Source organism: Ruegeria sp. E5 (assembly GCF_056534105.1).
Genome location: NZ_JBQFPA010000001.1, coordinates 1,402,119 through 1,424,668 on the forward strand (window position 1 = coordinate 1,402,119; position 22,550 = coordinate 1,424,668).

The following is a 22,550-nucleotide window of genomic DNA, read 5'->3' on the forward strand; positions in this document are numbered from 1 at the left end:
ATTACCCTCCGATCTGACGCCAGCGGCGCCCATCGCGATGCATCAGCATCAATGCTTCTTCAGGCCCCGAACTGCCCTGATCGTATTTCGCGGGCTTATCGCCACGCTCTTCCCAGCCGTGAATGATGGGATCGACCCAGGCCCATGCGGCCTCGGCCTCATCCCCGCGCATGAACAAAGTCTGGTCGCCGCGGATGACATCCATGATCAGGCGTTCATAGGCATCCGGGGATTGGCCGTCGTCGCCCAGCGCATCAGCGAAACTCATATCGAGTGCAACGTCGGACAGGCGGAACCCGCCCTGCCCCGGTTCCTTGATGGTGGTGCGGAGCGTGATCCCTTCGTCCGGTTGCAGGCGGATCACCAGCACGTTGCCATGCAATGGGCCGACATTCGGAAAAATCGTATGCGGCGGGTCGCGGAAGAACACTGCAATCTCGGATTCACGTGCGCGCAGGCGCTTGCCGGTCCGCAGATAAAACGGGACACCGGCCCAGCGCCAGTTGCCGATATGCGCCTTCAGCGCAATGAAGCTTTCGGTACGGCTGGCGGGGTTGCCGACGTGATCCAGATAGCCATCGCCCCCTTTTTCGGTGCGGTACTGACCACGAGCGATATCCTTGGGTTCCACCGGCTCCAGCGCTTCGATCACTTTGACCTTCTCATCGCGCACCGCGTTGGGTGAGAATTTCGAAGGCGGTTCCATCGCCGTCAGGCACAGCAATTGAACCAGATGGTTCTGGATCATGTCGCGCATCGCGCCGGACTGATCATAATAAGCACCGCGCCCTTCGACGCCCACGGTTTCGGCCACGGTGATCTGGACGTTATCAACATGAGTGGCGTTCCAGAGCGGTTCGAAAAGCGAATTGGCAAAGCGCAGCGCCATCAGGTTCTGCACGGTTTCCTTGCCCAGATAATGATCGATCCGGTAAATCTGATGTTCTTCAAAACAGGCCCGCAGCCCTTCGTTCAACGCTTTGGCTGATGCCAGATCGTGACCAAAGGGTTTCTCGACCACGATACGACTGTCAGGTGTGGACAGGCCGTGCTCGTTCAGACGTTGGGCGATGCCCGAGAAAAGGCTTGGGCCTACTGACAGATAGAAGGCGCGTACCACATCCGGTCGCAGCGTTCCCGCAAGGTCAGACCAACCCGCATCGCCAAGCGCATCTACCGGAACATACTCGACGCGGGACAGAAAGCGATCAAGCGTATCCTTTTTAAAACCCGGCGCAAACTCTTGCATCGACGCACGCAACTGTTCACGGAACCCGTCGCTGTCCATGTCGGATCGGGCGGTTCCAATGATGCGCGCATTCTCAGGCATCTGGCCGACTTCGAAGCGATGATAGAGGCCCGGCAGGATTTTACGCTGCGCCAAATCGCCCGTCGCGCCGAACAACACAAGGTCGAACGGATCTACCGGAATTACGCGTGAGACCATTGCAAGGCTCCTTTCGAATTCCCCGCCAGCATAAGCGAGGTTTCAGCCCGGGATTAAAACGCATGTGCGTCATTAGCTATGTTATCGCTAACATTCACCGGCTGAATAGAAAACCTGAGCGCAAAAATCAAGCGCGGATTTGCAGCTGGCATCGCGGAAGATCAGTCAGGACTGCGTCCGCAGCCAGTCCATCACCGCCGGACGCACGGATTGTTCCCCACGATGGCGGGCATCGGCGATAATTTTACGCACATCCTGAAGGTTCGACCGCAACAACAGGCTTTTGACCGGCCCGATTGAGGCCGGGCGCATCGAAAGGGTACGGATGCCCATGGCCGCGAGACACAGCGCCTCGACCGGGCGACCGGCATCTTCGCCACAGAAGCTGAGCGGTGTGTCCGAGATCGAGCATCTCTCAACGATACGTTCAATGAAACTCAGAAAGCTGACATTCAGCGTATCGTAGCGACGGCGAACCAGTTCATTTTCGCGGTCGGCGGCGAAGAAAAACTGTTTCAGGTCGTTCCCACCGATCGAGATAAAGCCGACTTCGTCAAAGAACTTCTGCGGCGCAAAGGCAAGTGAAGGCGTTTCCAGCATCGCCCCCACTTCGAGCGATTCAGGCAGAACATGGCCCAGACGCCGTTCACGCTCGATCGTTTTCTTGACCTCCCAGCGCGCCTCACGGAATTCGTCAGCCTGCGCGACAAACGGGAACATGATCGTCAGGGGGCGGCCATCGGCGGCCCGGATCAGCGCCTGCAACTGCATCCGCATCACGCCGCGCTTGTCCAGACCCACCCGGATCGCCCGCCAGCCCAGCGCCGGGTTCGGCTCTTCCACATGTTTCATATAAGGCAGAACCTTATCTGACCCGATATCGAGCGTGCGGAACACCACGCGCTTTTCTCCCGCAGCATCCAGGACACGTTTGTATTGCGTCACCAGCTCGGATCGCTTGGGCATCTGATTGCGGATCAGAAACTGCAACTCGGTGCGGAACAGGCCCACTCCTTCGGCGCCAGAGGTACTAAGCGAGGGCAAATCGGCCATCAGGCCCGCGTTCATCACCATGTTGATTCGCGCACCATCCTGCGTGACGGTGGGCGTTTCACGGATCGAGGCGTAGCGTTCCTGCGCCTTGGCTTCCATCGCGATTTTATCACGGAAAGCACTAACGACGGTGTCCTCGGGGCGCAGATGTACGACACCGCTATCCCCATCCACCAATATGTGATCGCCATTCAGCGCTTCGGTGGTGATGCGGCCTACATGCACCACCAGTGGGATCGCCAACGCGCGCGCCACGATAGTGGCATGGCTTCCGACCGAGCCTTCTTCCAATACGATCCCTTTGAGAGAACGGCCATATTCCAGCAGATCACCGGGGCCGATATTTCGCGCAATTAGGATCGGATCGGGCGGCAGGTCAGCCCCATTTCCGTTACCCTGTCCAGTCAAAATTCGCAGCAACCGATTGCTGAGGTCGTCCAGATCGGCCAACCGTTCACGTAAATACGGATCGGTGACCTGCCCCATGCGAGCCCGCGCCTGAGATTGTTCTTTCTCGACCGCCGCCTCTGCGCTGAGACCAAGAGCGATGTCCTCCTCCATCCGGCGCATCCAACCCTTGGAGTTGGCGAACATCCGGTAGGCTTCCAGAACCTGCAACTGCTCTTTGTCGCCGCCCTGAGAAATCTCAAGCATCTTGTCGACGCCGACGCGTAGCTCTTCAACTGCCTCGGTCAGCCGCTCACGCTCACGATGCGGGTCTTCGGCAATGGGATTGGTGACAACAACACGAGGTTCATGCAGCCAGACATGGCCTTCAGCAGATCCCTCCTGCGCCGGGCCACCGGTAAGTTGCACCGATTGCTGGTGCAGCGGTGACAAGGCCGCGCCTTCGCCGACGAACGCGCCCAGTTCGGCCATTTCGGCCAGAACCATCGCGACAACTTCCAGCGCATAAACCTCATCCGCTGAAAACTCGCGCGCGTCCCGGGACTGAACCACCAGCACGCCCAGTTTCTGACCCAGACGCTGTACCGGCACACCAAGAAAGGACGAATACCGTTCCTCGCCAGTTTCCGGCATGTACCGAAAGCCCTTGGCCGAGGGCGCGTCCGCCGTATTCACCACCTTGCCAGATTTGGCGACGCGACCGACCAGCCCTTCGCCCATACGCATCCGCGTCTTGTGCACCGCTTCTGGGGACAGACCTTCGGTGGCGCACAGTTCAAGCGTATCCTCATCCCGAAAAAGGTAGATCGAGCAAACTTCGCGACCGGTACTGTCGGCGATCAGGTGCGTGATCCGGTCAAGACGTTCCTGACCGGCGGCTTCGCTCGCCATTTCTTCGCGCAGCCGTCCCAGCAGCTTGCGAGATTCTGTTTCCGTGCCTTCCGCCATGGCCCACCCACGTTACGGTTTCAGACAGGACACTTGGCTGAAAGCTCAGGCCGCCTTGTCCAGTTCAAAGGCATCATGCAGTGCCTGAACCGCAAGTTCCATGTATTTCCTGTCGATCAGGACGGAAATTTTAATCTCGGAGGTTGTAATGACCTTGATGTTAATCCCCTCATCCGAGAGAATCTTGAACATCTTGGCCGCAACACCGGATTGCGAGCGCATACCGATCCCGACAACTGAGACCTTGCAAACGTCCTCATCCGCAACCAGTTCGGCGTAGTTCAGCTCACCCTGATCCTTGATCGCCAGCAATGCCTTTTCGGCGCGGGAGACCTGATTGGTCGGACAGGAGAACGTCATGTCGGTGCGCCCTTCGTCCGAGATATTCTGGACGATCATGTCCACGTTCACGCCCTCGTCGCTGAGCGCAGTAAAGATGATCGAGGCGATGCCGGGGCGGTCCGCCACGGAAACGACGGTCATCTTGGCTTCGTCGCGGGAATAGGCCACACCGGCCACAACATTGGATTCCATGATATCCTCCTCGTCGCAGACCAGTGTACCGGCCTCGTCGGATTGTTCCTCAAAGCTTGAAAGAACGCGCAGTTTCACCTTGTAGCGCATCGCCAGCTCGACCGAGCGGGTTTGAAGCACTTTGGCCCCCAGCGAGGCCAGTTCGAGCATTTCCTCGAACGAGATTTTGTCCAGCTTGCGCGCCTTTTCACAGATGCGCGGGTCGGTCGTATAGACACCGTCCACATCCGTATAGATGTCGCAGCGCTCGGCTTCGAAAGCGGCAGCAAAAGCCACGGCGGTGGTGTCCGAACCGCCCCGACCCAGCGTGGTGATGCGACCTTCGGGGCTGATGCCCTGGAAGCCCGCGACCACCGCAACGCGCATCCCTTCGCCGAATTTCTGGTTGATATTCTCGGGCGGGATTTCTTCGATCCGGGCCGCTGAATGGGCACCGTTGGTGATCAGCGGCACCTGCCAACCCTGCCAGCTGCGCGCCGGGATGTCCATTTCCTGCAGGGTCAGCGCCATCAGGCCAGCTGTAACGTTTTCACCAGAGGAGACAACGGCATCATATTCGCGCGCGTCATAGAGCGGAGAGATTTCATCGACCCAGCCCACCAGCTCGTTGGTCTTGCCGGACATCGCCGAAACGATGACGATGACGTCATAGCCTTTGGCTACCTCGACACCAACCCGTTTGGCAGCACGGCGGATCCGGTCTAGATTGGCGACCGATGTGCCGCCGAATTTCATCACGAGTACGGGCATGGGGGCTAGTGTCTCCGCGCCTTGAATTTCTGATCCCGTGCCTCTTATGCGAGGGGGGGCGCAAGGGCAAGTGGGCAAAGTCTGCACCGCAGTGCTTTACTTTGGTCGTGCGTGGTGTAAGCGTTCGGTCAAAGTCTTATTCCACGAGGATTTCAATGTTCCGCTTTGCCCTTGCCCTAAGCCTGGTTTCGACTGCCGCAAATGCCCAAGTGGCCACCCTATCGGGAACGGATGGCGAGAACTCATTAGGCACCGTTCCATGCGCTGCATTGGCAGGTGATACACTGGCCAGTTGTCCGGCCGAATTGCGGAAGCGCGAAGATGGAACGGCGACGTTGGCGGTTCAGTTGAACACTGGCGAGGTTCGGCGGATTTACTTCACCAAAGGTGTGCCGGATTCCAGCAGTTCGACATCGAAACTGACCTATGAGACACGCGGTGATATCATGGTGATCTTCATTGATCCCGGTGAAGTCTACGAAATCCCCAAGGCGGCCCTGAACTCTCAGTAAGGGTGCGCCCGACCATCCCAGGTTTCAAAACAACCGGTAGTATCGAGCGAGAGAGCCGCAAATCGCTCGATCAAGCCGTTTGCCGCCTGATCGACCGTGATCTCTGCTGCAGATCCGCCCATGTCCGTCTGCACCCAGCCCGGATGGTAGATTCCCACCGCAATGCCATCCGCCTGTAGGTCAGTCGCTAGGTTGCGGCCCAAATTCAGCGCCGCCGCCTTTGACGCACGGTAGATATAGCTGCCACCCGGCGCGCGCGTATGTGACGCCATCTGAGACGAAACGATGGCGATCCGGCCCCGCGCGGTACACAGGTTCGGCAACAAGGACTGGATGGTAAGAAACACGCCTGTCACGTTGGCGGCGAAGCTTTGCGCCCACATCTCGGCGGGATAGCCACTAATGTCGTGTCCTTTGTCCAGATAAACGCCCGCATTGCAGATCAGCAGGTCAATCTGGCGGCCTCGCAGTTGCTCGGCCATCGCAGCGTGCTGTTCTGGGTCCGTGACATCCAGCACGATATCTGCGCTACCGTCCCGGGCAGTTCCGGTCACTTCATGACCTTCTGCACGATACTGATCCGCAATGGATTTCCCGATCCCTCGGTTCGCGCCCGTAACAACGATGTGCATGGGTCAGTTGGTTTTGCGGCTAGGAACAAACGGCAGCGGTGCGACCGGCACGCCGTCTTCAATCAGCGATTGCGCCTCTTCGGGCTTGGCCTCACCATAGATTGCGCGCTCGGGCGCATCCCCCAGATGGATTTTGCGGGCTTCTTTGGCGAAATCCTTGCCCACATAGTCCGAGTTTTCCTCGACCTTTCGACGCAGTTCGCTGAGGACCTCAGCGATCTCGGGCGAAGGTGTTGCCATGCTGATCTCATCCGCAGAAGGCTGCGCTGGTGCAACCTCGGTCACCGCCTTGCGCGCAGGCCGGACACGCGGTGTCATCACCGCCTTTTCCACCTTGTCGCAGCCGCATACCGCGCAGGTTACCAACCCGGCCGCTGACAGTTTGTCAAAGGCGGCTGCGGATTGAAACCAACTGTCAAAGCTGTGGTCATTGCTGCATTTCAATGCGTATTGAATCATATCACATCCAAAATCCGGTTGGCGAATAGATACCGACCAACATGGCAATATCAAGTCTTGATCTTGGCCCGCTATTGCCGATGCAACCCGAATCCACCCAAAAGCGCAGCAAGATCGGGCGACGACACCTTCAACGATGCCTTTTTGGGCGAAACCCATTTGCGCCTGCGCTCACCCGCTTCGGGAAACTGCGCCTCCAATCGCTGCACATGCAGCGGAAACACATCAACCAGACACAGCGCCGATGGCTTGCCAGGCCGGTTCTTGATATAGGCAAACCGACCAAGACTTTCGCTTCCGCACTGCCCCAAAACACCAGCCTCTTCCCAGGCCTCGCGGGCGGCTGTTTCAGAAGGGGTCAGCCCGTTGATCAACCAACCCTTGGGAATGATCCAGCGCCGCGCCCTGCGCGTTGTGATCAACAAAATCTCTGGCAGGTCATCATTGGTACGATAGCAAAGCGCAGCGGATTGAGCATAAACAGGCAGCGCCCCGGAAAGGGAGAGGTTTTCTGCCGAAAGCCCGGCAATCGCACCACTACTGCGCCCGTCAAACACGGTTCATATCCACTGCTCACTCCGCTTATGTTGCGGTTTATAAAGTGATATTTATCATATCCGGCAGAGTCTGCCAAGCTTTACGGGAAAGCCCCCTTGTTCAGAGCCATCCGCCCCGACAAACGCCGCACCAGCTCGTCATGAGGGATGTCGGCATCAATCGCCAATCGACGCAGCCCAAAATGCACATGCGCGATCTGCTGGTAGTAGCGGGTATAGACAAAATTTGTACCGCCCCCGGCAAGCGCCCCAAGCAACGGTACAGACTGCGCCGCCAGCTTCTGGCCCAGCACTACGGACAGGCGCGGCGCCACCATCGCAATGAGGCGTTGCATGGTCGGTCCGGTCAGGGTCATGCGCATTGAGAAAAAGCCCAGATCAGCCCCGTCATCCTCGGCCAAAGGACCTGCGGCTGACAACACTCGGATCGAGTCGAATTTCACGTTCTCGGCGGTCGGATCAAATCCTTCCCGCATCGCTGCGCCTTGGATCGCGCGCAGCATCATGGCGGTTGTCGCGGGCAGCTCGACAAGTGCTGTGGACACTCCACCCAGACCTCCGGCTGCGCCCATGGCAGTAGTCAAGGCTGTGTTGACCCATGGTTTCTGGTCCGGCACGGCACGCCGAGAGCCTTCGGCCGCATGCATGGCAAGCCAAAGCGCCTGTTCGGTTGCTTCGGTCAGACCTTCTCGCACCGGCTTAGGTAACTGATCCAATAAGGATTCCGCCGAACCACCAAGCTTGTTCAGCAGATTCACTCCTGCGCCACCTGCCGCACCGTACAGCTGCGCAAGCCGATCAAGCTCGGCCTCAGGATCGAGTTTTTCGACAAGAACCACGTCCTGCATCTGTGCCCTCCTGTCCTGAAAACATCGGGACTTTGCAGCGGGTTTTCAATGGGTCAACGGGTCCAGCGACTAACAAGCCCCTGAATTTCGGACCAAACTCCGGGGATCAGTTCCAAACCCAGTATGCGATCAGGGTTGGTGGGCGGGGGCATTTCGACACCCGTCAGCGGGGTGAACCCGAACCGGGCATAATAGGGCGCATCGCCCACAAGCATGACGCGATCCCACCCTTTGGCGCGTCCGGCCTCTACCCCCTGATGGATCAGATATCCGCCCAACCCTTCGCCTTGATGGGTCGGGTGGACCGCCACTGGACCTAGCAGCAGCGCGTCATGTTCACCCACATGCACGGGCCAAAACCGGATTGCACCAGCCAGAATGCCCTGCCCATCGCGCGCGACCTGCGACAGGCCAGCGACAGGCGGCACGTCATCGCGCAGACGATAAGACGACAACGCCTCGCGCCCCGGAGCAAAGCACAGGTCATAGAGCGCTTCGACCTCCCACCAGTCTTCCGGCTCTTCCGGCCTGATCTTGAATTGCTGCACGCGCGCCCTCTTATCCTTGCTGGAAATCGCCCTAGCACTTCGATAGGCCTTGGGCAAACGCTTGGAGTCCATATGTTCTATCGCCCCGAAGACGGCCACGGCCTGCCACACAACCCCTTCAACGCCATCATAACCCCACGCCCTATCGGCTGGATTTCGACGCGCGATGCTGACGGGATCAACAACCTGGCCCCGTATTCCTTCTTCAATGGTGTCGCTTATACACCGCCCCAGGTGATGTTCGCCTCAACCGGCTCCAAACACGATCAGGATGGCGGCAAGGACAGCATCGCCAATATCGAGGCCACGAAGGTATTCTGCGTCAACGTGGTGGCCCATGCGCATCGCGACGCAATGAATGCCAGCTCAGAGGGTTTGGGAAAGCACGTCGACGAGTTCACTCATGCTGGGCTGACACCCATTGAATGCGAAACCATAAATTGCTCTCGGGTCGAGGGAGCGCCCGCAGCGCTGGAATGCAAACTTACCCAGATCGTAACTCTGCCGGGTGAGTCCAATCGGGTGGTGTTCGGAGAGGTCACTGGTGTGCACCTGCACGATGACCACATCCGTGACGGCAAATTTGACGTGACCTCATTCAACCCGCTCGCGCGGTTGGGTTATCGGGACTATTCTGTGGTGACAGAATTGTTCAGCCTTTCACGCCCGGATGACTAATGCCACTGCCTGATCCTACACGCAGATATCCGATTGTTCTGCCCGACGGCTCTAGCCACAACGGAACAGTGTTTCTGTCTCAGGCCATCGATCATCCCCGCTTTGAGGCAGGAGCTTACACTTATGCGTCGGATTTCGATGCACCGAAGGACTGGGCGCAGCGGCTTGCACCGTATCTGTTTCCCTTTTCAGAAGAAAAGCTGATGCTGGGCAAGTTCTGCCAAATCGCTCATGGAGTAAGGTTTATCACTGCCTCCGCAAATCACGCGACCGATGGCTTGACCTGCTTTCCATTTCCAATCTTCGATCCGGATCGCATGTCAGGCTACCAGCCTGATACACGTGATACCGTTATCGGGCACGATGTCTGGATCGGTTACGGAGCTTTGATTTTACCCGGAGCGCAGATCGGAAATGGCGCGATTGTTGGCGCAGGCTCGGTCGTGCGGGGTCAGGTTCCACCCTATGCAGTCGTTACCGGAAATCCGGCAAAAGTCCGGCGCTATCGTTTTGATCGCGATGTGATTGAAAGGCTGCAAGACTTGCGATGGTGGGATTGGCCCGCAGAAACCATCACTCGGGCCGAAGATGCCTTGCTTTCAGGCAATATCGATGCGTTGGAGCGCATTGCTTCTGAGATATAAGGCGGCCAATCCGGCCGCCCTTTCGCGTATTCAGTGCCCGCCCAGAATACCGGTGCGGACCGAATAATCCACAGCCAGTTCGTAATCCGGGTCATCATCGCTGTCGACCATCAGATGGCCGGCCTTGTTCAGCAGTGTATGACAGTCACGGCTCAGGTGCCGCAGCATGACGCGTTTGCCAGCCGCTTCGTATTTGGCGGCGATGTTTTCGATAGCCTGCAGCGCGGATTGGTCCACCACACGGCTGGCTGCAAAGTCGATGATGACGGTCTCGGGGTCGTTTCTTACGTCGAACAGCTCCACGAAGCCCTCGGACGAGCCAAAGAACAGCGGGCCCTGAATTTCATAGACCTTCGCCCCTTCTTCCGTTTCCGAGTCGCGCGTAACCGCGTGGATGCGTTTGGCGTTATTCCACGCATAAGCCAGGGCAGAGACAATCACACCTACCACAACAGCCACCGCAAGGTCTTCCATCACGGTGACGACTGTCACCAGTACGATCACGAACGCATCCATCAAAGGCACCTTGCGCATGATCTTCAGCGAATTCCAGGCGAAGGTTCCGATCACCACCATGAACATCACACCGACAAGTGCGGCCAGTGGAATCTGCTCGATCAGAGGCGAACCCACCAGGATGAAGAGCAACAGAAATAGCGCTGCAGCGATACCTGCGATACGCGTGCGCCCGCCTGACTTCACGTTGATCATCGACTGACCGATCATCGCACAACCGCCCATACCACCAAAGAAACCGGTGACTACGTTCGCTGTGCCCTGCGCGATACATTCCTGCGAAGCACCACCGCGCTTGCCGGTGATCTCACCCACAAGGTTTAGCGTCAGCAGGGATTCAATCAGACCGATTGCGGCAAGGATCAGGGCATAGGGCAGGATGATTTCAAAGGTCTCCCAGTTCAGCGGCACCATAGGTATATGGAAGCTGGGCAGGCCGCCTTCGATCGAAGCCAGATCACCGACACGCGGGACGTCCAGCCCAATGCCAATGACCAAAGCAGCGACAACAAAAATCCCGGCCAGAGGCGCTGGGATGACGCGGGTGATGCGGGGCATGATCCAGATCACAGCCATGGTCAGAGCGACCAGACCCAGCATTGTGTAGAGCTGTAGGCCCGAAAGCCACTCGCCACCGCCCATGCCGTGGCCGGTATTTTCCATGGTTCCGGGCACTTTGAATTGCCCCAGCTGCGCCAGAAAGATCACAATCGCCAGGCCGTTCACAAAGCCCAGCATCACCGGATGCGGCACAAGTCGGATGAACCGGCCCCAATGCATCGCACCTGCGATGATCTGCATAATCCCCATCAGCACCACCGTTGCGAACAGGTATTCGACCCCGTGTTGTGCGACCAGTGCGACCATGACAACCGCAAGCGCCCCGGTCGCGCCCGAGATCATGCCGGGGCGACCGCCGATCAAAGCAGTGATCAGACCGACCAGAAACGCTGCGTAAAGCCCGACCAGAGGGTGCACCCCGGCGACAAAGGCAAAGGCCACGGCTTCGGGGACCAGCGCCAAGGCGACGGTGAGACCGGACAGCAGTTCGATCCGCAGGCGGGAAAAGGTCAATCCCTCATCCGGTACCCAGCGCAAATCGGGTTTGGCTATACGATTGGCAAAGCTTGCCAGCATGGCTCGGGGCATGGATCGGTCCTGTTGGTCGGTATTGTTCGCGCGAAAGGGGCCTTCTAGCGGTCAAACCGGTCTTGAGATACCGCGCCAGGCGGGACCCTGATATGCGCCGTGCGCATAGCTTGACCCAAGCGCACACAAACCGTTGAACCCACTTGTCAAAAGGTGCTGTGGCCCGCAGAACTCACACAGCAGGAATTTTCAATGGAGAGCACTCGTGACCCAAACAAAAATCGCCGTCATTGGAGGATCGGGCATTTATGACATCGATGGTCTGGAGAATGCCGAGTGGGTCACAGTAGAAACGCCATGGGGCGATCCGTCGGATCAGATCCTGACCGGGTCGCTGGATGGGGTCGAAATGGCCTTCTTGCCGCGTCACGGTCGCGGACATGTGCACTCGCCGACCGAGGTGCCCTATCGCGCCAATATCGACGCGTTGAAACGGCTTGGCGTAACGGATGTGATCTCGGTCTCGGCCTGCGGGTCGTTCCGCGAACATTTGGCGCCGGGTGATTTCGTGATCGTGGATCAGTTCATCGATCGAACATTTGCCCGTGAAAAGAGCTTTTTCGGGACTGGCTGCGTCGCCCATGTCAGTGTCGCGCATCCGACCTGCCCGCGCCTGTCGGACGCTTGTGAGACTGCAGGCAAGACGGCTGGCATCACCATCCACCGAGGTGGAACCTATCTGGCGATGGAAGGACCGCAATTCTCGTCATTGGCGGAATCCAAATTATATCGCGAACAATGGGGGTGCGACGTGATCGGCATGACCAACATGCCCGAAGCGAAACTCGCACGCGAGGCCGAGCTTTGTTATGCCTCAATTGCCATGGTCACCGACTATGACAGCTGGCACCCTGATCACGGTGAAGTCGACGTGGCCGCCATCATCGCCACGCTGACCGGCAATGCGGAAAAAGGCCGGGCATTGGTCAAAGGTCTGCCCGCTATGCTGGGGACCGACCGTGCGCCCTGCCCGCATGGCTGCGACCGGGCGCTGGAGTATGCCATCCTGACCGTGCCTGAAAAGCGCGATCCGGAATTGTTGGCCAAGCTGGATGCTGTGGCTGGGCGGGTGTTATAAACTCAGTACTGCGACAGTTTCTTTTGCACCTCGTCCCATAGGCCACGCGACCACAAATCGTTGTGGGTGCCGTCGGGGATCACGTAAATCTGCGCGGTATCAGACATCTCGGCCAGAGCTTTTCCGTGATGCAGTGGAATAGTTTCATCCTCGGTGCCGTGAAAAATCAACGTCGGCACCGAGATCTGTTCGATAAGATCACGTGTGGCGAACTGATCCCTCATCAAGGCTGAGACCGGCAGGAAAGGATAGCGTTCCGCCGCGACATCAACGGTTGCAGTGAACGGGGCCTCGAGCACCAGAAGTTCTGCATCGGGACGCTCGGCAGCCACAGCGGCGGCAATGCCGGTGCCGAGGCTCTGACCGTGCAGCACCACAGCTTTGCCCTGACCCGCCAGCCTGTCATAGAGCTGAACTCCATCAGAGATCAGCGCCAGTTCCGAGGGCTCGCCTTCGCTGCCCGGAAAGCCGCGATAGCTGGGGGCAAGCAGCCCGTAGCCCGAGTTCAGGATTTCGCGCAGCCGTTCAGCACGGTCCCCCAGATTGCCGCTTTGGCCGTGGAAGAATAGGACGGTCGGTGCATCCGGGATTGCAGCGGGTGCTGCCCAGACCGTCAGGGCAGTACCATCAGCCATTGTCAGCGATAGCGCATCAACATCCGCCAACCCCACCGAAGCCGGATCCGGTAACGTATCTTCGGGTTTGTACAGCAGAGATTGCTGGTTGAAAAACATGTATCCGAGGACGCCCGCATACAAGATCGCCCCGGCCAACAGCAGTCCTACCAAGATGCTTTTGAGGCGCTCGACACTGGATCTGGCGCGGCCGGTATCGGCCTCAGCGTGTTGGGTTTGAACCATGGCTCCCTCCTTTGGGTCGCATTGCGAGAGTGGGGTACATTGGAGGCGTTTCAAGATACATAAGCCAAGCTTCATCCAATCTTAAACCTGTTGCGGCAATCCCAGACCGCATTGCACGCCTGAATTCCCTGCCCCATGTCCTCGGTATTTAGGCGACCCCGGCTTCACAAATCCGAACGCCAACCCGTTGGAGTCGGTGTTTCACCACGAGAATGTGCCCGCAAAGCCTTGACCAATACGTCGTGCCAAGGCTTGCTGTGGGAAACACTCTAATAGGATACTCCATGTCCATTGAAATCTGGCTTGCCTTTGTGGCCGCTTCGACCGCGCTGCTGCTGATCCCAGGCCCGACCGTGTTGCTGGTGCTTAGCTATGCGCTGTCGAAAGGACGCAGTGTGGCGGTTGCCTCGGCCACTGGGGTCGCATTGGGGGATTTGGTGGCGATGACCGCGTCGCTGCTGGGGCTGGGGGCGCTGGTGCTGGCCTCTGCCACACTGTTTACCGTGCTGAAATGGGTTGGGGCAGCCTATCTTGTCTGGCTTGGTGTCAAACTCCTGCGCAGCGCGCCGTCGGGCGGGCTGCAAGCAATTGAAACCGAACGTGACGTGACCGCCCGCAGTGTTTTTGGCCATGCCGCTGCAGTCACCGCGCTGAACCCGAAGTCCATTGCCTTCTTCATCGCTTTCGTACCGCAATTCTTGCGTCCAGCCGAGCCTTTGGGTCCGCAATTCGCGATCCTGATCGCAACATTTGTGGGTCTCGCGTGGTTGAACGCGCTGGCCTACGCGCTGCTGGCGGACAAGCTGCGCCGGATGATCGGACGCGCGAATGTCATCACGACCATGACCCGGTTCGGAGGGTTGACCCTGATAGGAATGGGCATCGCCACAGCGGTTCTGCGCCGCCCGGCGTGATTTCAGTTTTCAGCGTTTTCCTTCATGAACCCCCGGATAAACCGGCGAATTTCGCGGGCGGCGGAGGTGTCCAGATCCCTGCACAACTCGACGAATGCATCGCGCTCATCCTTGTCGAGACGCAAAACCAACTGACTGTTTTTCTTGGTAGATTTCTTTCCATCTTTCTTGGTCACACGTCCAGTCCCCGTCCTGCCCTTGATTCTAAGAGCGATGCATTGTATATACATAGAATATAAAATGTAGATATCGCGCACATAACAGCAAAAGTGAGATTAAAGCAATGAACCTTCATGTCGCGCAAGCCATTCTTCTTCGGGATCAACGCAACTGGCGCAAGCCGCACTTGTCCTGGCTTCCGAACGCGCTGTATCGCTACTACGGCCTGCCTAACGCCATGCGCGGCCGCAGCAAGTAGCCGCAGGGGCCAGAGTTCTCTTGCATGACCGCACCTTATGGGCGAAATACCCCGCGCGTGTTTGATGCCAAAGGGGTGGCCCATGTCCAGAAACAAAACGGTCAAGGATTACATTCGGACCATCGTCGATTTCCCGCATGAAGGGATCATGTTCCGCGATGTCACCACCCTGTTTGCCGACCCGCGCGGGTTCCGCATGGCAATCGACCAGATGTTGCACCCTTACGCCGGTGAGCGAATCGACAAGGTTGTGGGCCTTGAGGCGCGCGGCTTTATTCTGGGCGGTGCGATTGCCCACCAGCTGAGCGTTGGATTCGTGCCGATCCGCAAAAAGGGCAAACTGCCCGGCACCACGATCAGCCAGGACTACAAGCTGGAATATGGCGAGGCGATCGTCGAAATTCACGATGACGCCATCCAGCCGGGTGAGAAGATCCTGGTCGTTGATGATCTTCTGGCTACCGGAGGCACCGCCGCCGCGGGGATCAAGCTGATCGAACGGCTGGGCGGCGAGATCATCTCATGCGCGTTCATCATCGATCTGCCCGAATTGGGTGGTCGCAAAGCGCTGGAAGATTTGGGCATGGACGTGCACGTTCTGTGCGAGTTCGAAGGGCTCTGAACTCCACAAACTTCACAAACTCGTGACTGGAAATCGCGTGCGCCGCAGGCTTAGCGCGATTGGGGTCACATTCAAGAAGCAGTTGCCTCTGGATTCTGTGATCTTGTCGCGACCTGACTGCGTACCCCGAATGATGCCACCTAAGGCATTCTCAACAAGGGAAATCATGTCATGTTGCGCAAATTCGCTGTTGCTGGAGTTGCCAGTTTTCTGTTGACCACCTCTGCTTTGGCAGATGGGCACGCCAAGGATATCGTCGATACTGCGGTGGGCGCGGGCAGTTTTGAAACGCTCGTCGCTGCCGTTCAGGCCGCCGAACTGGTTGAAACGCTGAAAGGCGAAGGGCCGTTCACCGTTTTCGCCCCAACGGATGAGGCTTTTGCAGCGCTGCCCGAGGGCACGGTCGAAAATCTTCTGAAGCCCGAAAACAAGGACCAGTTGGTCGCAGTGCTGACCTATCACGTTGTCCCGGGCAAAGTGATGTCGGGTGATCTGTCCGATGACATGACCGCCGCCACCGTGCAGGGCGGAGATATCACCATCGATCTCGACAATGGCGTCATGGTGAATGATGCCAACGTTGTGCAAGCCGATATCGAAGCCGAGAACGGCGTGATCCATGTGATCGACAAGGTCATTCTGCCCGCTTCGTAAAGAACCGCAGCGCCCCGGTATACGTCCGGGGCGCGTCTATTAGGCCAGAACCGCCCCGGGGTTCATAATCCCTTGAGGATCAAGCGCTGCTTTGATCGCCCTCATGGCCTGCATCTTGACTGGATCGCCATAGCGTTCCAGATCATCTGTCTTGAGCCGACCGACACCGTGTTCGGCACTGACCGATCCACCAAATTCATGAACCAGATCATGTACCGCGCGTTTGACCGCGCCCCGCTGCGCAACAAACTCTGACTTGTCCTGCCCGGCGGGTGGAAACACGTTATAATGCAGATTACCGTCGCCCAGATGTCCAAAGCAGTTCACGCGAAACGGCCCCTGCCCGGCCACCACATCCGCGCCGCGCCTAATGAACTCTGGAATGCGGGAAATCGGGACCGAGATATCATGGCTGGAAACTGATCCGATCAGCCGGTTGGCCTCGGGGATGCGCTCGCGCACGGCCCAGAGTTCGGACCGCTGTGCTTCGCTCTGCGCGATAACCGCATCGCGGACCAGATCGCGCTCATCAGCGGCGACATAAATCGCCTCAAGCATTTCCGAAGGGTCTTGGCCGACCGACAAGCCCAGCTCGATCAACACACTCCATTCCGGTGTTGCCGCAAAGGGTTGCCGCACGTCGGGCAAAACCTCGGTCAGGAATTCGAGGCCCTGCCCATGGATCAACTCAAACGTACTGACCGCTTCCCCCACTTGATCCCGCGCCACTGACAACAGATCAATGGCAGCCTCGGGTGCGGAGACCTGAAACATTGCGGTTCCAACGCCCCTGGGTCGCGGGAACAGCTTCAACGCCGCCGCGGTGATGATGCCAAGTGTCCCTTCGGACCCGATCATCAGGTTGCGCAAATCATAACCGGTGTTGTCCTTACGCAACCGGCTAAGCCCGTGCCAGATCTCACCACTGGGCAATACCACTTCAAGCCCCAGGCACAGATCGCGTGCGTTGCCATAGCGCAGCACATTCACGCCACCCGCATTGGTGGCCAGATTGCCGCCAATCCGGCAAGAACCCTGCGCAGCCAGCGACAGGGGAAATAGACGGTCCGCGTCTTCAGCGGCAGTCTGGACATCGGCCAGAATGGCACCGGCCTCGGCCACAAGTATGTTCTCGGTGGGGTAAGTCGCCCGTATCGCCGTCATCCGTTCCAGGGAAACGATCAAAGGGGCGGGACCATCCGGAACAACCTGCCCTCCTACCAGACCGGTGCCGCCGCCATAAGGGACAACAGGCACCCGAGCGTCTGCGGCCAATTGCACCAAAGCCGACACATCTTCCACGGTGCGCGGCAAGGCAAGCAAACCGGGCTGCCCGACAAACCGCTGACGCGGCTCTTCAAGGTAACGATCTGCAATCGGGCGCAAAACGTCAGCACCCAATCGGGCTCTGATTGCTTCGGCAAGGCGGCTGTCTGCAGGGTTCAGTTTCATGGCTCTTCCCTGCCAAAGGCCACGGGCCGCGACAAGCCCTATTCCAGCTCTATCAGGTACTGAGGCTCCAGCACCACAACCGTCGGCCTGTCGGGCAGCGTGCGCAACGAGACGACAATCTCGGACACCCCATCCCGTTCAACCGGGAATTCATCCCGAATATCCACCAAAAACCGCTGGAGCGAAAAGTCCGAGAACCAATGCATCGGGATAATGACCGAGCTTTTGAGGCGTTTCAGAACCTGAACCATCTCGGGCAAGGGCATCGTGGTGCCTCCGTCCACCGCCGCCATGACCACATCCAGCCGACCCAGTGCAGCGAATTGTTCATCCGACGGAATGTGATGCAGATGCCCCAGATGGCCGATGCACAACCCTTCGACCTCGAACACAAAGATCGAGTTTCCGCGATCTTCAATACCGCCATAGGCCGAACGGATATCGGTCGACACATTGCGAATCAGCATCTCACCCAGATCAAGATGGTGCTCGATGCCTTCGCCGAACTCTCCCCAGCCCGGCAAGACATACGGGATGGCCGGATCGGGATGGGCAGTCCAGTGGGTGCTGTGCGCATGGTTCATTGTGACCACGTCAGGAATTAGCGCAGCGCCGCCGATAAAACCGGTGAAATCGGTCACCGCGTTCAGCCCGCCCTGTGTCTGGATCAGAAACGATGCATGCGCGACATAGCTGATACGAACCGAAAACTCGGGCACGGGATCCTGCCACGCCGCTTTGTGAAGATATTCAATCCCCGGTGCCGCATCTGCGATGGCGATGCAGTGACTAGGCCGCCGCTCCTGCGCCACAGCCCCGCCTGCAATCATCATCAGTCCCGCAACAAACCGCCACATAGGGCAAGTGTAGCGCAATGGGCCAACAAGTCATGCCCTTGTTGATCTGGCCACGGATATCTCCAGGACAGGAGGCTTGCCATGCCTGGCGGCAGAGCCCTCTAGCCTGCCTCAGTCTTGCCCCGACGATCGGACCTTAAGCTGGCATACAGAACATGTGTTCGCCAGCGCCCATTGATCTGCAGATAAGACTGCGCCACGCCTTCGTATTTGAAGCCTGAGCTTTCCAGCAGACCGCGAGAGGCCTTGTTCTCAGGCAAACACGCGGCCTCGATCCGGCTTAAATCCAGACGGGTGAAGGCGTGATGAACAACGGCGCCAATTGCTTCGCGCATGAACCCCTGACGCGCAAAGGCCTGCCCGGTCCAATAGCCTAAGGTGCCAGCCTGCGCCGGACCACGGCGAACATTGTCCAACGTGATCGCCCCCAGCAGAATATTGTCTGTGCGACGAAACAGGAACAGAGGTATCGCCGTACCACCCGCGACTGAGCGCTGGGCCCAATAGACCCGGTTGGTAAACGACTTTCGGCTCAGATGGTCCTTGGCCCAAACCGGCTCCCACGGCACCAGATAGTCCTTTGAAGCACGCCGCAAGGCGGTCCAGTCGTTGAAGTCGGAATGCATGGGCGGGCGCAGCGTCAAGCGCTCGGTTTCGAGTTTCAGCTTGCGTCTGCCTAACAGCATCACGCCGCACGCCTCTCCTGCAGATCCACCAGCGTCGGTGCGCCCGAGACCGGCCCATACAGCGCCAGCGCTGCAGGGGCTTTGACTGCCATGTCTTCGGCAAAGGCACGCACGTCCTCAGTGCTGACCGCATCGATCTTGGCCACGGTGTCCTCAAGCGAGGGCACACGTCCCCAGATCTGCACCAGCCGCGCCAGACGTTCGGCCCGGTTCGACGGGCTTTCCAGCCCCATCAGCATCCCGGCCTTCATCTGGGCCCGCGCGCGGGCAACCTCTTCTGCGCTCATGTCTTCGGCAGCGCGCTTCATCTCGTCGATGGTAATCGTCGCCAATTCGCCCACCTGATCGGCCGAGGTGCCTGCGTAAATCGTTGTCGTACCGGTATCCGCATAAGCACCGGTCTGAGCAAAGATCGTATAACAAAGCCCGCGAGTTTCGCGCACTTCCTGAAACAGGCGCGAGGACATGCCTCCACCCAGAGCGGTCGAGTAAATCTGGGCCGTATAGATCGCATCATCGCGATAGCCCGGACTTTCCAGCGCCAGCGCGAAATGCGCCTGCTCCAGTTCTTTCTCCTGCCGCGCCTCGCCACCAGTGAACCGCGCAGCGTCGGGGATCAGACCCTTGCGCGGCTGCAGGTGGCCGAACATCTCTTCGGCCAGTTTCATCAGCGCATCGTGGTCCACAGCTCCAGCTGCAGACAGGATCATCTGTTCCGGCCCGTAGTGTTCGGCCACGAAACCAGACAAGTCCTCGCGGGAAAACGCACTGACGCGCTCGGTCGGGCCCAGAATGGTGCGGCCAAGGGGTTGGTCGTGATAGCTCTGCTCTTGCAGCCAGTCAAAGATTACATCGTCCGGCGTATCATAGGCCTGACCAATCTCTTGCAGGATCACTCCGCGCTCGACCTCGATCTCGCGCGGGTCGAATACCGGGTTCATGACGATGTCGCCGATGACATCCATGGCCAGCGCCACATCGTCCTTCAGTACGCGTGCATAATAGGCCGTAACTTCGCGCGAGGTATAGGCGTTGATGTACCCGCCCACATCCTCGATCGCTTCGGCGATTTGCAGCGCAGAACGCCGCTGGGTTCCCTTGAACGCCATATGCTCAAGGAAATGCGCGATACCGTTCTGCTCGATCCGCTCGTGCCGCCCACCGGCGGTTACCCAGATGCCGATGGCCGCAGATTGCAGCCCCGGCATATGTTCACTGACGACACGAAATCCGTTCTTCAGTTGGTCCTGTCTGACTGTCACTCAGCAATATGCCTTCTGATATGATCCTCAAGGGCACCCAGATCGTTTGCAACTCGGGTCACCCGTTCTGGTCGTTCATACAGATCAGACATGCGGGATGGAAGAGGCGGATGTTCGCCGCTTGCCTTCTCGACCGCCGCCGGGAACTTCGCGGGATGCGCGGTTGCGAGCGTGATCATGGGCACATCGGCAGCGCGGTGGTCTTCAGCCACTTTGATCCCAACGGCGGTGTGCGGACAAACCAACTCGGCGCTGTGGACCATGGTGCGCCTGATCGTCTCAAGCGTCTCGTCCTCAGAAACGCGGCCCGAGTCAAAGCTTTCTCGCAGAGCCTCCATTGCGCCTTGGCTGACATTGAAGCCTCCGCTCTTGAGTTCATTCATCAACTGAGCGACTGCGCCGCCATCTTCGCCATAGGCGTAGTACAGTGCACGTTCAAAGTTCGAGCTGACCTGAATATCCATCGACGGGCTGATTGAGGGGATCGTATCGCCCTTGAAATATCCCTCGCCTGAGAGGCAACGGTGCAGGATGTCGTTCTGGTTGGTCGCCACCACCAGACGATCGATGGGCAGCCCCATGCGTTTGGCCAGATAGCCTGCGAAGATATCGCCGAAATTCCCTGTCGGCACGGTATAGCTGACCTTGCGATGTGGCGCGCCGAGGCTGACGGCGGCGGAGAAATAGTAAACGATCTGTGCCAACACGCGGGCGAAGTTGATCGAATTGACGCCTGCAAGTTTCACACCGTCGCGGAAATCAAAGTCGTTGAACATGTCTTTGAGCGCGGCCTGACAGTCATCGAAATCGCCGTCTACCGCCAAAGCGTGCACATTACTGTCTGCAGGCGTAGTCATCTGACGGCGCTGCACTTCTGAAACACGGCCATGTGGGAACAGGATGAACACATCCACCGCGTCCAGCCCACGGAACGCCTCGATGGCGGCAGAACCGGTGTCCCCGCTCGTCGCGCCGACAATGGTCACGCGATCTTCGCGCCGTTTGAGCGCGACCTGGAACAGCTGGCCGATTAGCTGCATGGCGAAATCTTTGAAGGCCAGTGTGGGTCCGTGAAACAGCTCCAGCAGAAAATGGTTCTCGTTCAGCTGCTTCAAGGGCGCGCGGGCGTCATGGCCGAAGCCCTCATAAGCGCGCGCTATGATATCTTTGAACTCATCATCAGAGAACGAGCCACTCACATAGGGCCACATCACGCGGAATGCGATTTCTTCGTAGGACAAGCCAGCCAACGCAGCAATTTCGTCCTGCGACATCACCGGAATTTCAGCGGGCAAGTACAGACCACCATCACGGGCCAGTCCGGTCAGCATCGCCTCTTCAAAGGTCAGTTCGGGCGCCTGCCCGCGGGTTGAGATGTATTTCATGTCGCGTCACTTTCGGAATTGGCACGGCTGCGCCACAGGAAGTATCCGGTCATTGCGGCCCAGACCAGAGCAAGACCAAACCAGATGATTGCATATTGCAAATGATCGTTGGGGATGCCCGCCGTATCCACCGGCATTGGCGTTACATTCGGATCGGTTTCCGAGCGGGCAATCAGCAACACCGGCTCAGCCCCCAGCGCGGCGGCCAGATTGGGCACATCGCGGGCGAACCAGATGTTGCCGTCAATATCTGCGTCAGGCGTGTAGCCATCGACTTCATCGGGCCAGTGCAGGTTGCCGGTGATTTCCATCGGGCCAGTCAGGCGAACAGCCTGCTTGGCTGTGGTCGGCACAAAACCGCGATCCACCAGAATAGTCCGGTCGTCGGTGGTAAAGGACTGGATGATCCGATACCCCGGCCCCACCTGCTTGACCGAAACCAAAACGTGGATCTCGCCCGGTTCGATCTCGCCTGTGACCGTCACCGGCCGGTATTTGTCCGCATCTTCGGACACCTGCAATGGCAAGGCGACAGGATCGGCAGCGATGCGGCTTTCGATCTCGGCCAGCACCTCCTGTTTCCAGGTCAGCCGCTGCAGTTGCCAAATGCCCAGCGACAGCAGCAGGCCCAGACCGGCAAGGCCGAAGATCAGCAGAAACAGAATGCGACGCATATTGG

25 protein-coding genes are annotated in these 22,550 nt (G+C 58.5%); 8 read left to right on the forward strand and 17 right to left on the reverse strand.

Features of this window, described 5'->3' with window-relative positions:
* Position 1 precedes the first annotated feature (1 nt).
* From zwf to ACR0BI_RS07100, 3 genes are all read right to left on the reverse strand, one after another.
* Positions 2-1,447 (reverse strand): glucose-6-phosphate dehydrogenase, encoded by a 1,446-nt coding sequence (gene zwf / locus ACR0BI_RS07090; RefSeq protein WP_170663861.1) that lies wholly within the window; start codon positions 1,445-1,447, stop codon positions 2-4.
* 165 nt (positions 1,448-1,612) lie between these two features.
* Positions 1,613-3,856 carry a phosphoenolpyruvate--protein phosphotransferase gene (ptsP, locus tag ACR0BI_RS07095; RefSeq protein WP_170511353.1) on the reverse strand — a complete coding sequence of 748 codons (2,244 nt, stop codon included), beginning with the start codon at positions 3,854-3,856 and terminating at the stop codon, positions 1,613-1,615.
* Between the two features lie 45 nt (positions 3,857-3,901).
* Entirely contained in the window at positions 3,902-5,140 is a 1,239-nt protein-coding gene (locus ACR0BI_RS07100; protein WP_170397275.1) for an aspartate kinase, read from the reverse strand.
* Positions 5,141-5,295: 155 nt separating this feature from the next.
* Here ACR0BI_RS07100 and ACR0BI_RS07105 point away from each other — a divergent pair, with 155 nt between their 5' ends.
* Positions 5,296-5,652, forward strand: coding sequence for a hypothetical protein (locus ACR0BI_RS07105; RefSeq protein ID WP_170397277.1), 357 nt, complete (start codon positions 5,296-5,298; stop codon positions 5,650-5,652).
* Here the strand turns inward: ACR0BI_RS07105 and ACR0BI_RS07110 are convergent.
* The 5 genes from ACR0BI_RS07110 to ACR0BI_RS07130 all read right to left on the reverse strand — a co-directional run bounded on the left by ACR0BI_RS07110 (position 5,646) and on the right by ACR0BI_RS07130 (position 8,696).
* Positions 5,646-6,284, reverse strand: coding sequence for an SDR family NAD(P)-dependent oxidoreductase (locus ACR0BI_RS07110; RefSeq protein ID WP_480561170.1), 639 nt, complete (start codon positions 6,282-6,284; stop codon positions 5,646-5,648). The two genes, ACR0BI_RS07105 and ACR0BI_RS07110, sit on opposite strands and share 7 nt — an antisense overlap.
* Before the next feature lie 3 nt (positions 6,285-6,287).
* Positions 6,288-6,743 (reverse strand): DUF1178 family protein, encoded by a 456-nt coding sequence (locus ACR0BI_RS07115; protein WP_170397281.1) that lies wholly within the window; start codon positions 6,741-6,743, stop codon positions 6,288-6,290.
* A 71-nt stretch (positions 6,744-6,814) separates the two neighbouring features.
* Positions 6,815-7,300 carry an NUDIX hydrolase gene (locus ACR0BI_RS07120; protein WP_170404261.1) on the reverse strand — a complete coding sequence of 162 codons (486 nt, stop codon included), beginning with the start codon at positions 7,298-7,300 and terminating at the stop codon, positions 6,815-6,817.
* 80 nt (positions 7,301-7,380) lie between these two features.
* Positions 7,381-8,148, reverse strand: coding sequence for an EcsC family protein (locus ACR0BI_RS07125; RefSeq protein ID WP_170404266.1), 768 nt, complete (start codon positions 8,146-8,148; stop codon positions 7,381-7,383).
* Between the two features lie 53 nt (positions 8,149-8,201).
* Positions 8,202-8,696, reverse strand: a complete 495-nt coding sequence (locus ACR0BI_RS07130; protein WP_170404788.1) for a GNAT family N-acetyltransferase — start codon at positions 8,694-8,696, stop codon at positions 8,202-8,204.
* Between the two features lie 72 nt (positions 8,697-8,768).
* Here ACR0BI_RS07130 and ACR0BI_RS07135 point away from each other — a divergent pair, with 72 nt between their 5' ends.
* Positions 8,769-9,374, forward strand: coding sequence for a flavin reductase family protein (locus ACR0BI_RS07135; protein ID WP_480561169.1), 606 nt, complete (start codon positions 8,769-8,771; stop codon positions 9,372-9,374).
* Entirely contained in the window at positions 9,374-10,018 is a 645-nt protein-coding gene (locus tag ACR0BI_RS07140; protein WP_170397291.1) for a CatB-related O-acetyltransferase, read from the forward strand. Before ACR0BI_RS07135 ends, ACR0BI_RS07140 begins: the two co-directional genes overlap by 1 nt.
* 30 nt (positions 10,019-10,048) lie before the next feature.
* On the opposite strand, the gene ACR0BI_RS07145 is transcribed toward ACR0BI_RS07140, so the two are convergent.
* A complete protein-coding gene (locus ACR0BI_RS07145) occupies positions 10,049-11,683 on the reverse strand; it encodes a SulP family inorganic anion transporter (RefSeq protein ID WP_170404268.1) in 1,635 nt (544 codons plus the stop codon).
* 205 nt (positions 11,684-11,888) lie between these two features.
* Between ACR0BI_RS07145 and ACR0BI_RS07150 the strand changes: the two genes are divergently transcribed.
* A complete protein-coding gene (locus ACR0BI_RS07150) occupies positions 11,889-12,761 on the forward strand; it encodes an S-methyl-5'-thioadenosine phosphorylase (protein ID WP_480561168.1) in 873 nt (290 codons plus the stop codon).
* A gap of 2 nt (positions 12,762-12,763) precedes the next feature.
* Here the strand turns inward: ACR0BI_RS07150 and ACR0BI_RS07155 are convergent, their stop codons facing one another.
* A complete protein-coding gene (locus ACR0BI_RS07155) occupies positions 12,764-13,621 on the reverse strand; it encodes an alpha/beta hydrolase (protein ID WP_480561167.1) in 858 nt (285 codons plus the stop codon).
* Positions 13,622-13,905: 284 nt separating this feature from the next.
* Between ACR0BI_RS07155 and ACR0BI_RS07160 the strand changes: the two genes are divergently transcribed.
* Entirely contained in the window at positions 13,906-14,535 is a 630-nt protein-coding gene (locus ACR0BI_RS07160) for a LysE family translocator (RefSeq protein WP_480561166.1), read from the forward strand.
* 2 nt (positions 14,536-14,537) lie between these two features.
* On the opposite strand, the gene ACR0BI_RS07165 is transcribed toward ACR0BI_RS07160, so the two are convergent.
* Positions 14,538-14,711, reverse strand: coding sequence for a hypothetical protein (locus ACR0BI_RS07165; RefSeq protein WP_170397300.1), 174 nt, complete (start codon positions 14,709-14,711; stop codon positions 14,538-14,540).
* Positions 14,712-14,818: 107 nt separating this feature from the next.
* Here ACR0BI_RS07165 and ACR0BI_RS07170 point away from each other — a divergent pair, with 107 nt between their 5' ends.
* The 3 genes from ACR0BI_RS07170 to ACR0BI_RS07180 all read left to right on the forward strand — a co-directional run bounded on the left by ACR0BI_RS07170 (position 14,819) and on the right by ACR0BI_RS07180 (position 16,229).
* Entirely contained in the window at positions 14,819-14,953 is a 135-nt protein-coding gene (locus ACR0BI_RS07170; protein ID WP_255612018.1) for a hypothetical protein, read from the forward strand.
* Positions 14,954-15,035: 82 nt separating this feature from the next.
* The gene (locus ACR0BI_RS07175) at positions 15,036-15,575 is read left to right on the forward strand and encodes an adenine phosphoribosyltransferase (protein ID WP_010441681.1); all 540 of its coding nucleotides are present in this window, start codon (positions 15,036-15,038) and stop codon (positions 15,573-15,575) included.
* Between the two features lie 171 nt (positions 15,576-15,746).
* Complete coding sequence (locus tag ACR0BI_RS07180; RefSeq protein WP_170397302.1) at positions 15,747-16,229, forward strand: fasciclin domain-containing protein; 483 nt, start codon at positions 15,747-15,749, stop codon at positions 16,227-16,229.
* A gap of 39 nt (positions 16,230-16,268) precedes the next feature.
* On the opposite strand, the gene ACR0BI_RS07185 is transcribed toward ACR0BI_RS07180, so the two are convergent.
* The 6 genes from ACR0BI_RS07185 to ACR0BI_RS07210 form a co-directional block, all read right to left on the reverse strand.
* Entirely contained in the window at positions 16,269-17,681 is a 1,413-nt protein-coding gene (locus tag ACR0BI_RS07185; RefSeq protein WP_480561165.1) for an FAD-binding oxidoreductase, read from the reverse strand.
* Between the two features lie 38 nt (positions 17,682-17,719).
* Positions 17,720-18,538 carry an MBL fold metallo-hydrolase gene (locus ACR0BI_RS07190; protein WP_170424278.1) on the reverse strand — a complete coding sequence of 273 codons (819 nt, stop codon included), beginning with the start codon at positions 18,536-18,538 and terminating at the stop codon, positions 17,720-17,722.
* Between the two features lie 101 nt (positions 18,539-18,639).
* Positions 18,640-19,224 carry a GNAT family N-acetyltransferase gene (locus ACR0BI_RS07195; protein ID WP_480561164.1) on the reverse strand — a complete coding sequence of 195 codons (585 nt, stop codon included), beginning with the start codon at positions 19,222-19,224 and terminating at the stop codon, positions 18,640-18,642.
* Entirely contained in the window at positions 19,224-20,486 is a 1,263-nt protein-coding gene (locus ACR0BI_RS07200) for a M16 family metallopeptidase (protein WP_480561163.1), read from the reverse strand. The genes ACR0BI_RS07195 and ACR0BI_RS07200 overlap by 1 nt, the downstream gene beginning before the upstream one ends.
* On the reverse strand, positions 20,483-21,871 hold the full coding sequence (gene thrC / locus ACR0BI_RS07205) for a threonine synthase (protein ID WP_480561162.1): 1,389 nt from the start codon (positions 21,869-21,871) through the stop codon (positions 20,483-20,485). The genes ACR0BI_RS07200 and thrC overlap by 4 nt, the downstream gene beginning before the upstream one ends.
* Positions 21,868-22,545, reverse strand: coding sequence for an SURF1 family protein (locus ACR0BI_RS07210; protein WP_480561161.1), 678 nt, complete (start codon positions 22,543-22,545; stop codon positions 21,868-21,870). Before ACR0BI_RS07210 ends, thrC begins: the two co-directional genes overlap by 4 nt.
* Between the last annotated feature and the right edge of the window lie 5 nt (positions 22,546-22,550).

Coding starts and splice junctions, on each gene's coding strand:
- zwf (WP_170663861.1), bottom strand. CDS start 1,447: ATGGTCTCACGCGTAATTCCGGTAGATCCGTTCGACCTTGTGTTGTTC.
- ptsP (WP_170511353.1), bottom strand. CDS start 3,856: ATGGCGGAAGGCACGGAAACAGAATCTCGCAAGCTGCTGGGACGGCTG.
- ACR0BI_RS07100 (WP_170397275.1), bottom strand. CDS start 5,140: ATGCCCGTACTCGTGATGAAATTCGGCGGCACATCGGTCGCCAATCTA.
- ACR0BI_RS07105 (WP_170397277.1), top strand. CDS start 5,296: ATGTTCCGCTTTGCCCTTGCCCTAAGCCTGGTTTCGACTGCCGCAAAT.
- ACR0BI_RS07110 (WP_480561170.1), bottom strand. CDS start 6,284: ATGCACATCGTTGTTACGGGCGCGAACCGAGGGATCGGGAAATCCATT.
- ACR0BI_RS07115 (WP_170397281.1), bottom strand. CDS start 6,743: ATGATTCAATACGCATTGAAATGCAGCAATGACCACAGCTTTGACAGT.
- ACR0BI_RS07125 (WP_170404266.1), bottom strand. CDS start 8,148: ATGCAGGACGTGGTTCTTGTCGAAAAACTCGATCCTGAGGCCGAGCTT.
- ACR0BI_RS07135 (WP_480561169.1), top strand. CDS start 8,769: ATGTTCTATCGCCCCGAAGACGGCCACGGCCTGCCACACAACCCCTTC.
- ACR0BI_RS07140 (WP_170397291.1), top strand. CDS start 9,374: ATGCCACTGCCTGATCCTACACGCAGATATCCGATTGTTCTGCCCGAC.
- ACR0BI_RS07145 (WP_170404268.1), bottom strand. CDS start 11,683: ATGCCCCGAGCCATGCTGGCAAGCTTTGCCAATCGTATAGCCAAACCC.
- ACR0BI_RS07155 (WP_480561167.1), bottom strand. CDS start 13,621: ATGGTTCAAACCCAACACGCTGAGGCCGATACCGGCCGCGCCAGATCC.
- ACR0BI_RS07160 (WP_480561166.1), top strand. CDS start 13,906: ATGTCCATTGAAATCTGGCTTGCCTTTGTGGCCGCTTCGACCGCGCTG.
- ACR0BI_RS07170 (WP_255612018.1), top strand. CDS start 14,819: ATGAACCTTCATGTCGCGCAAGCCATTCTTCTTCGGGATCAACGCAAC.
- ACR0BI_RS07175 (WP_010441681.1), top strand. CDS start 15,036: ATGTCCAGAAACAAAACGGTCAAGGATTACATTCGGACCATCGTCGAT.
- ACR0BI_RS07180 (WP_170397302.1), top strand. CDS start 15,747: ATGTTGCGCAAATTCGCTGTTGCTGGAGTTGCCAGTTTTCTGTTGACC.
- ACR0BI_RS07185 (WP_480561165.1), bottom strand. CDS start 17,681: ATGAAACTGAACCCTGCAGACAGCCGCCTTGCCGAAGCAATCAGAGCC.
- ACR0BI_RS07190 (WP_170424278.1), bottom strand. CDS start 18,538: ATGTGGCGGTTTGTTGCGGGACTGATGATGATTGCAGGCGGGGCTGTG.
- ACR0BI_RS07195 (WP_480561164.1), bottom strand. CDS start 19,224: ATGCTGTTAGGCAGACGCAAGCTGAAACTCGAAACCGAGCGCTTGACG.
- thrC (WP_480561162.1), bottom strand. CDS start 21,871: ATGAAATACATCTCAACCCGCGGGCAGGCGCCCGAACTGACCTTTGAA.
- ACR0BI_RS07210 (WP_480561161.1), bottom strand. CDS start 22,545: ATGCGTCGCATTCTGTTTCTGCTGATCTTCGGCCTTGCCGGTCTGGGC.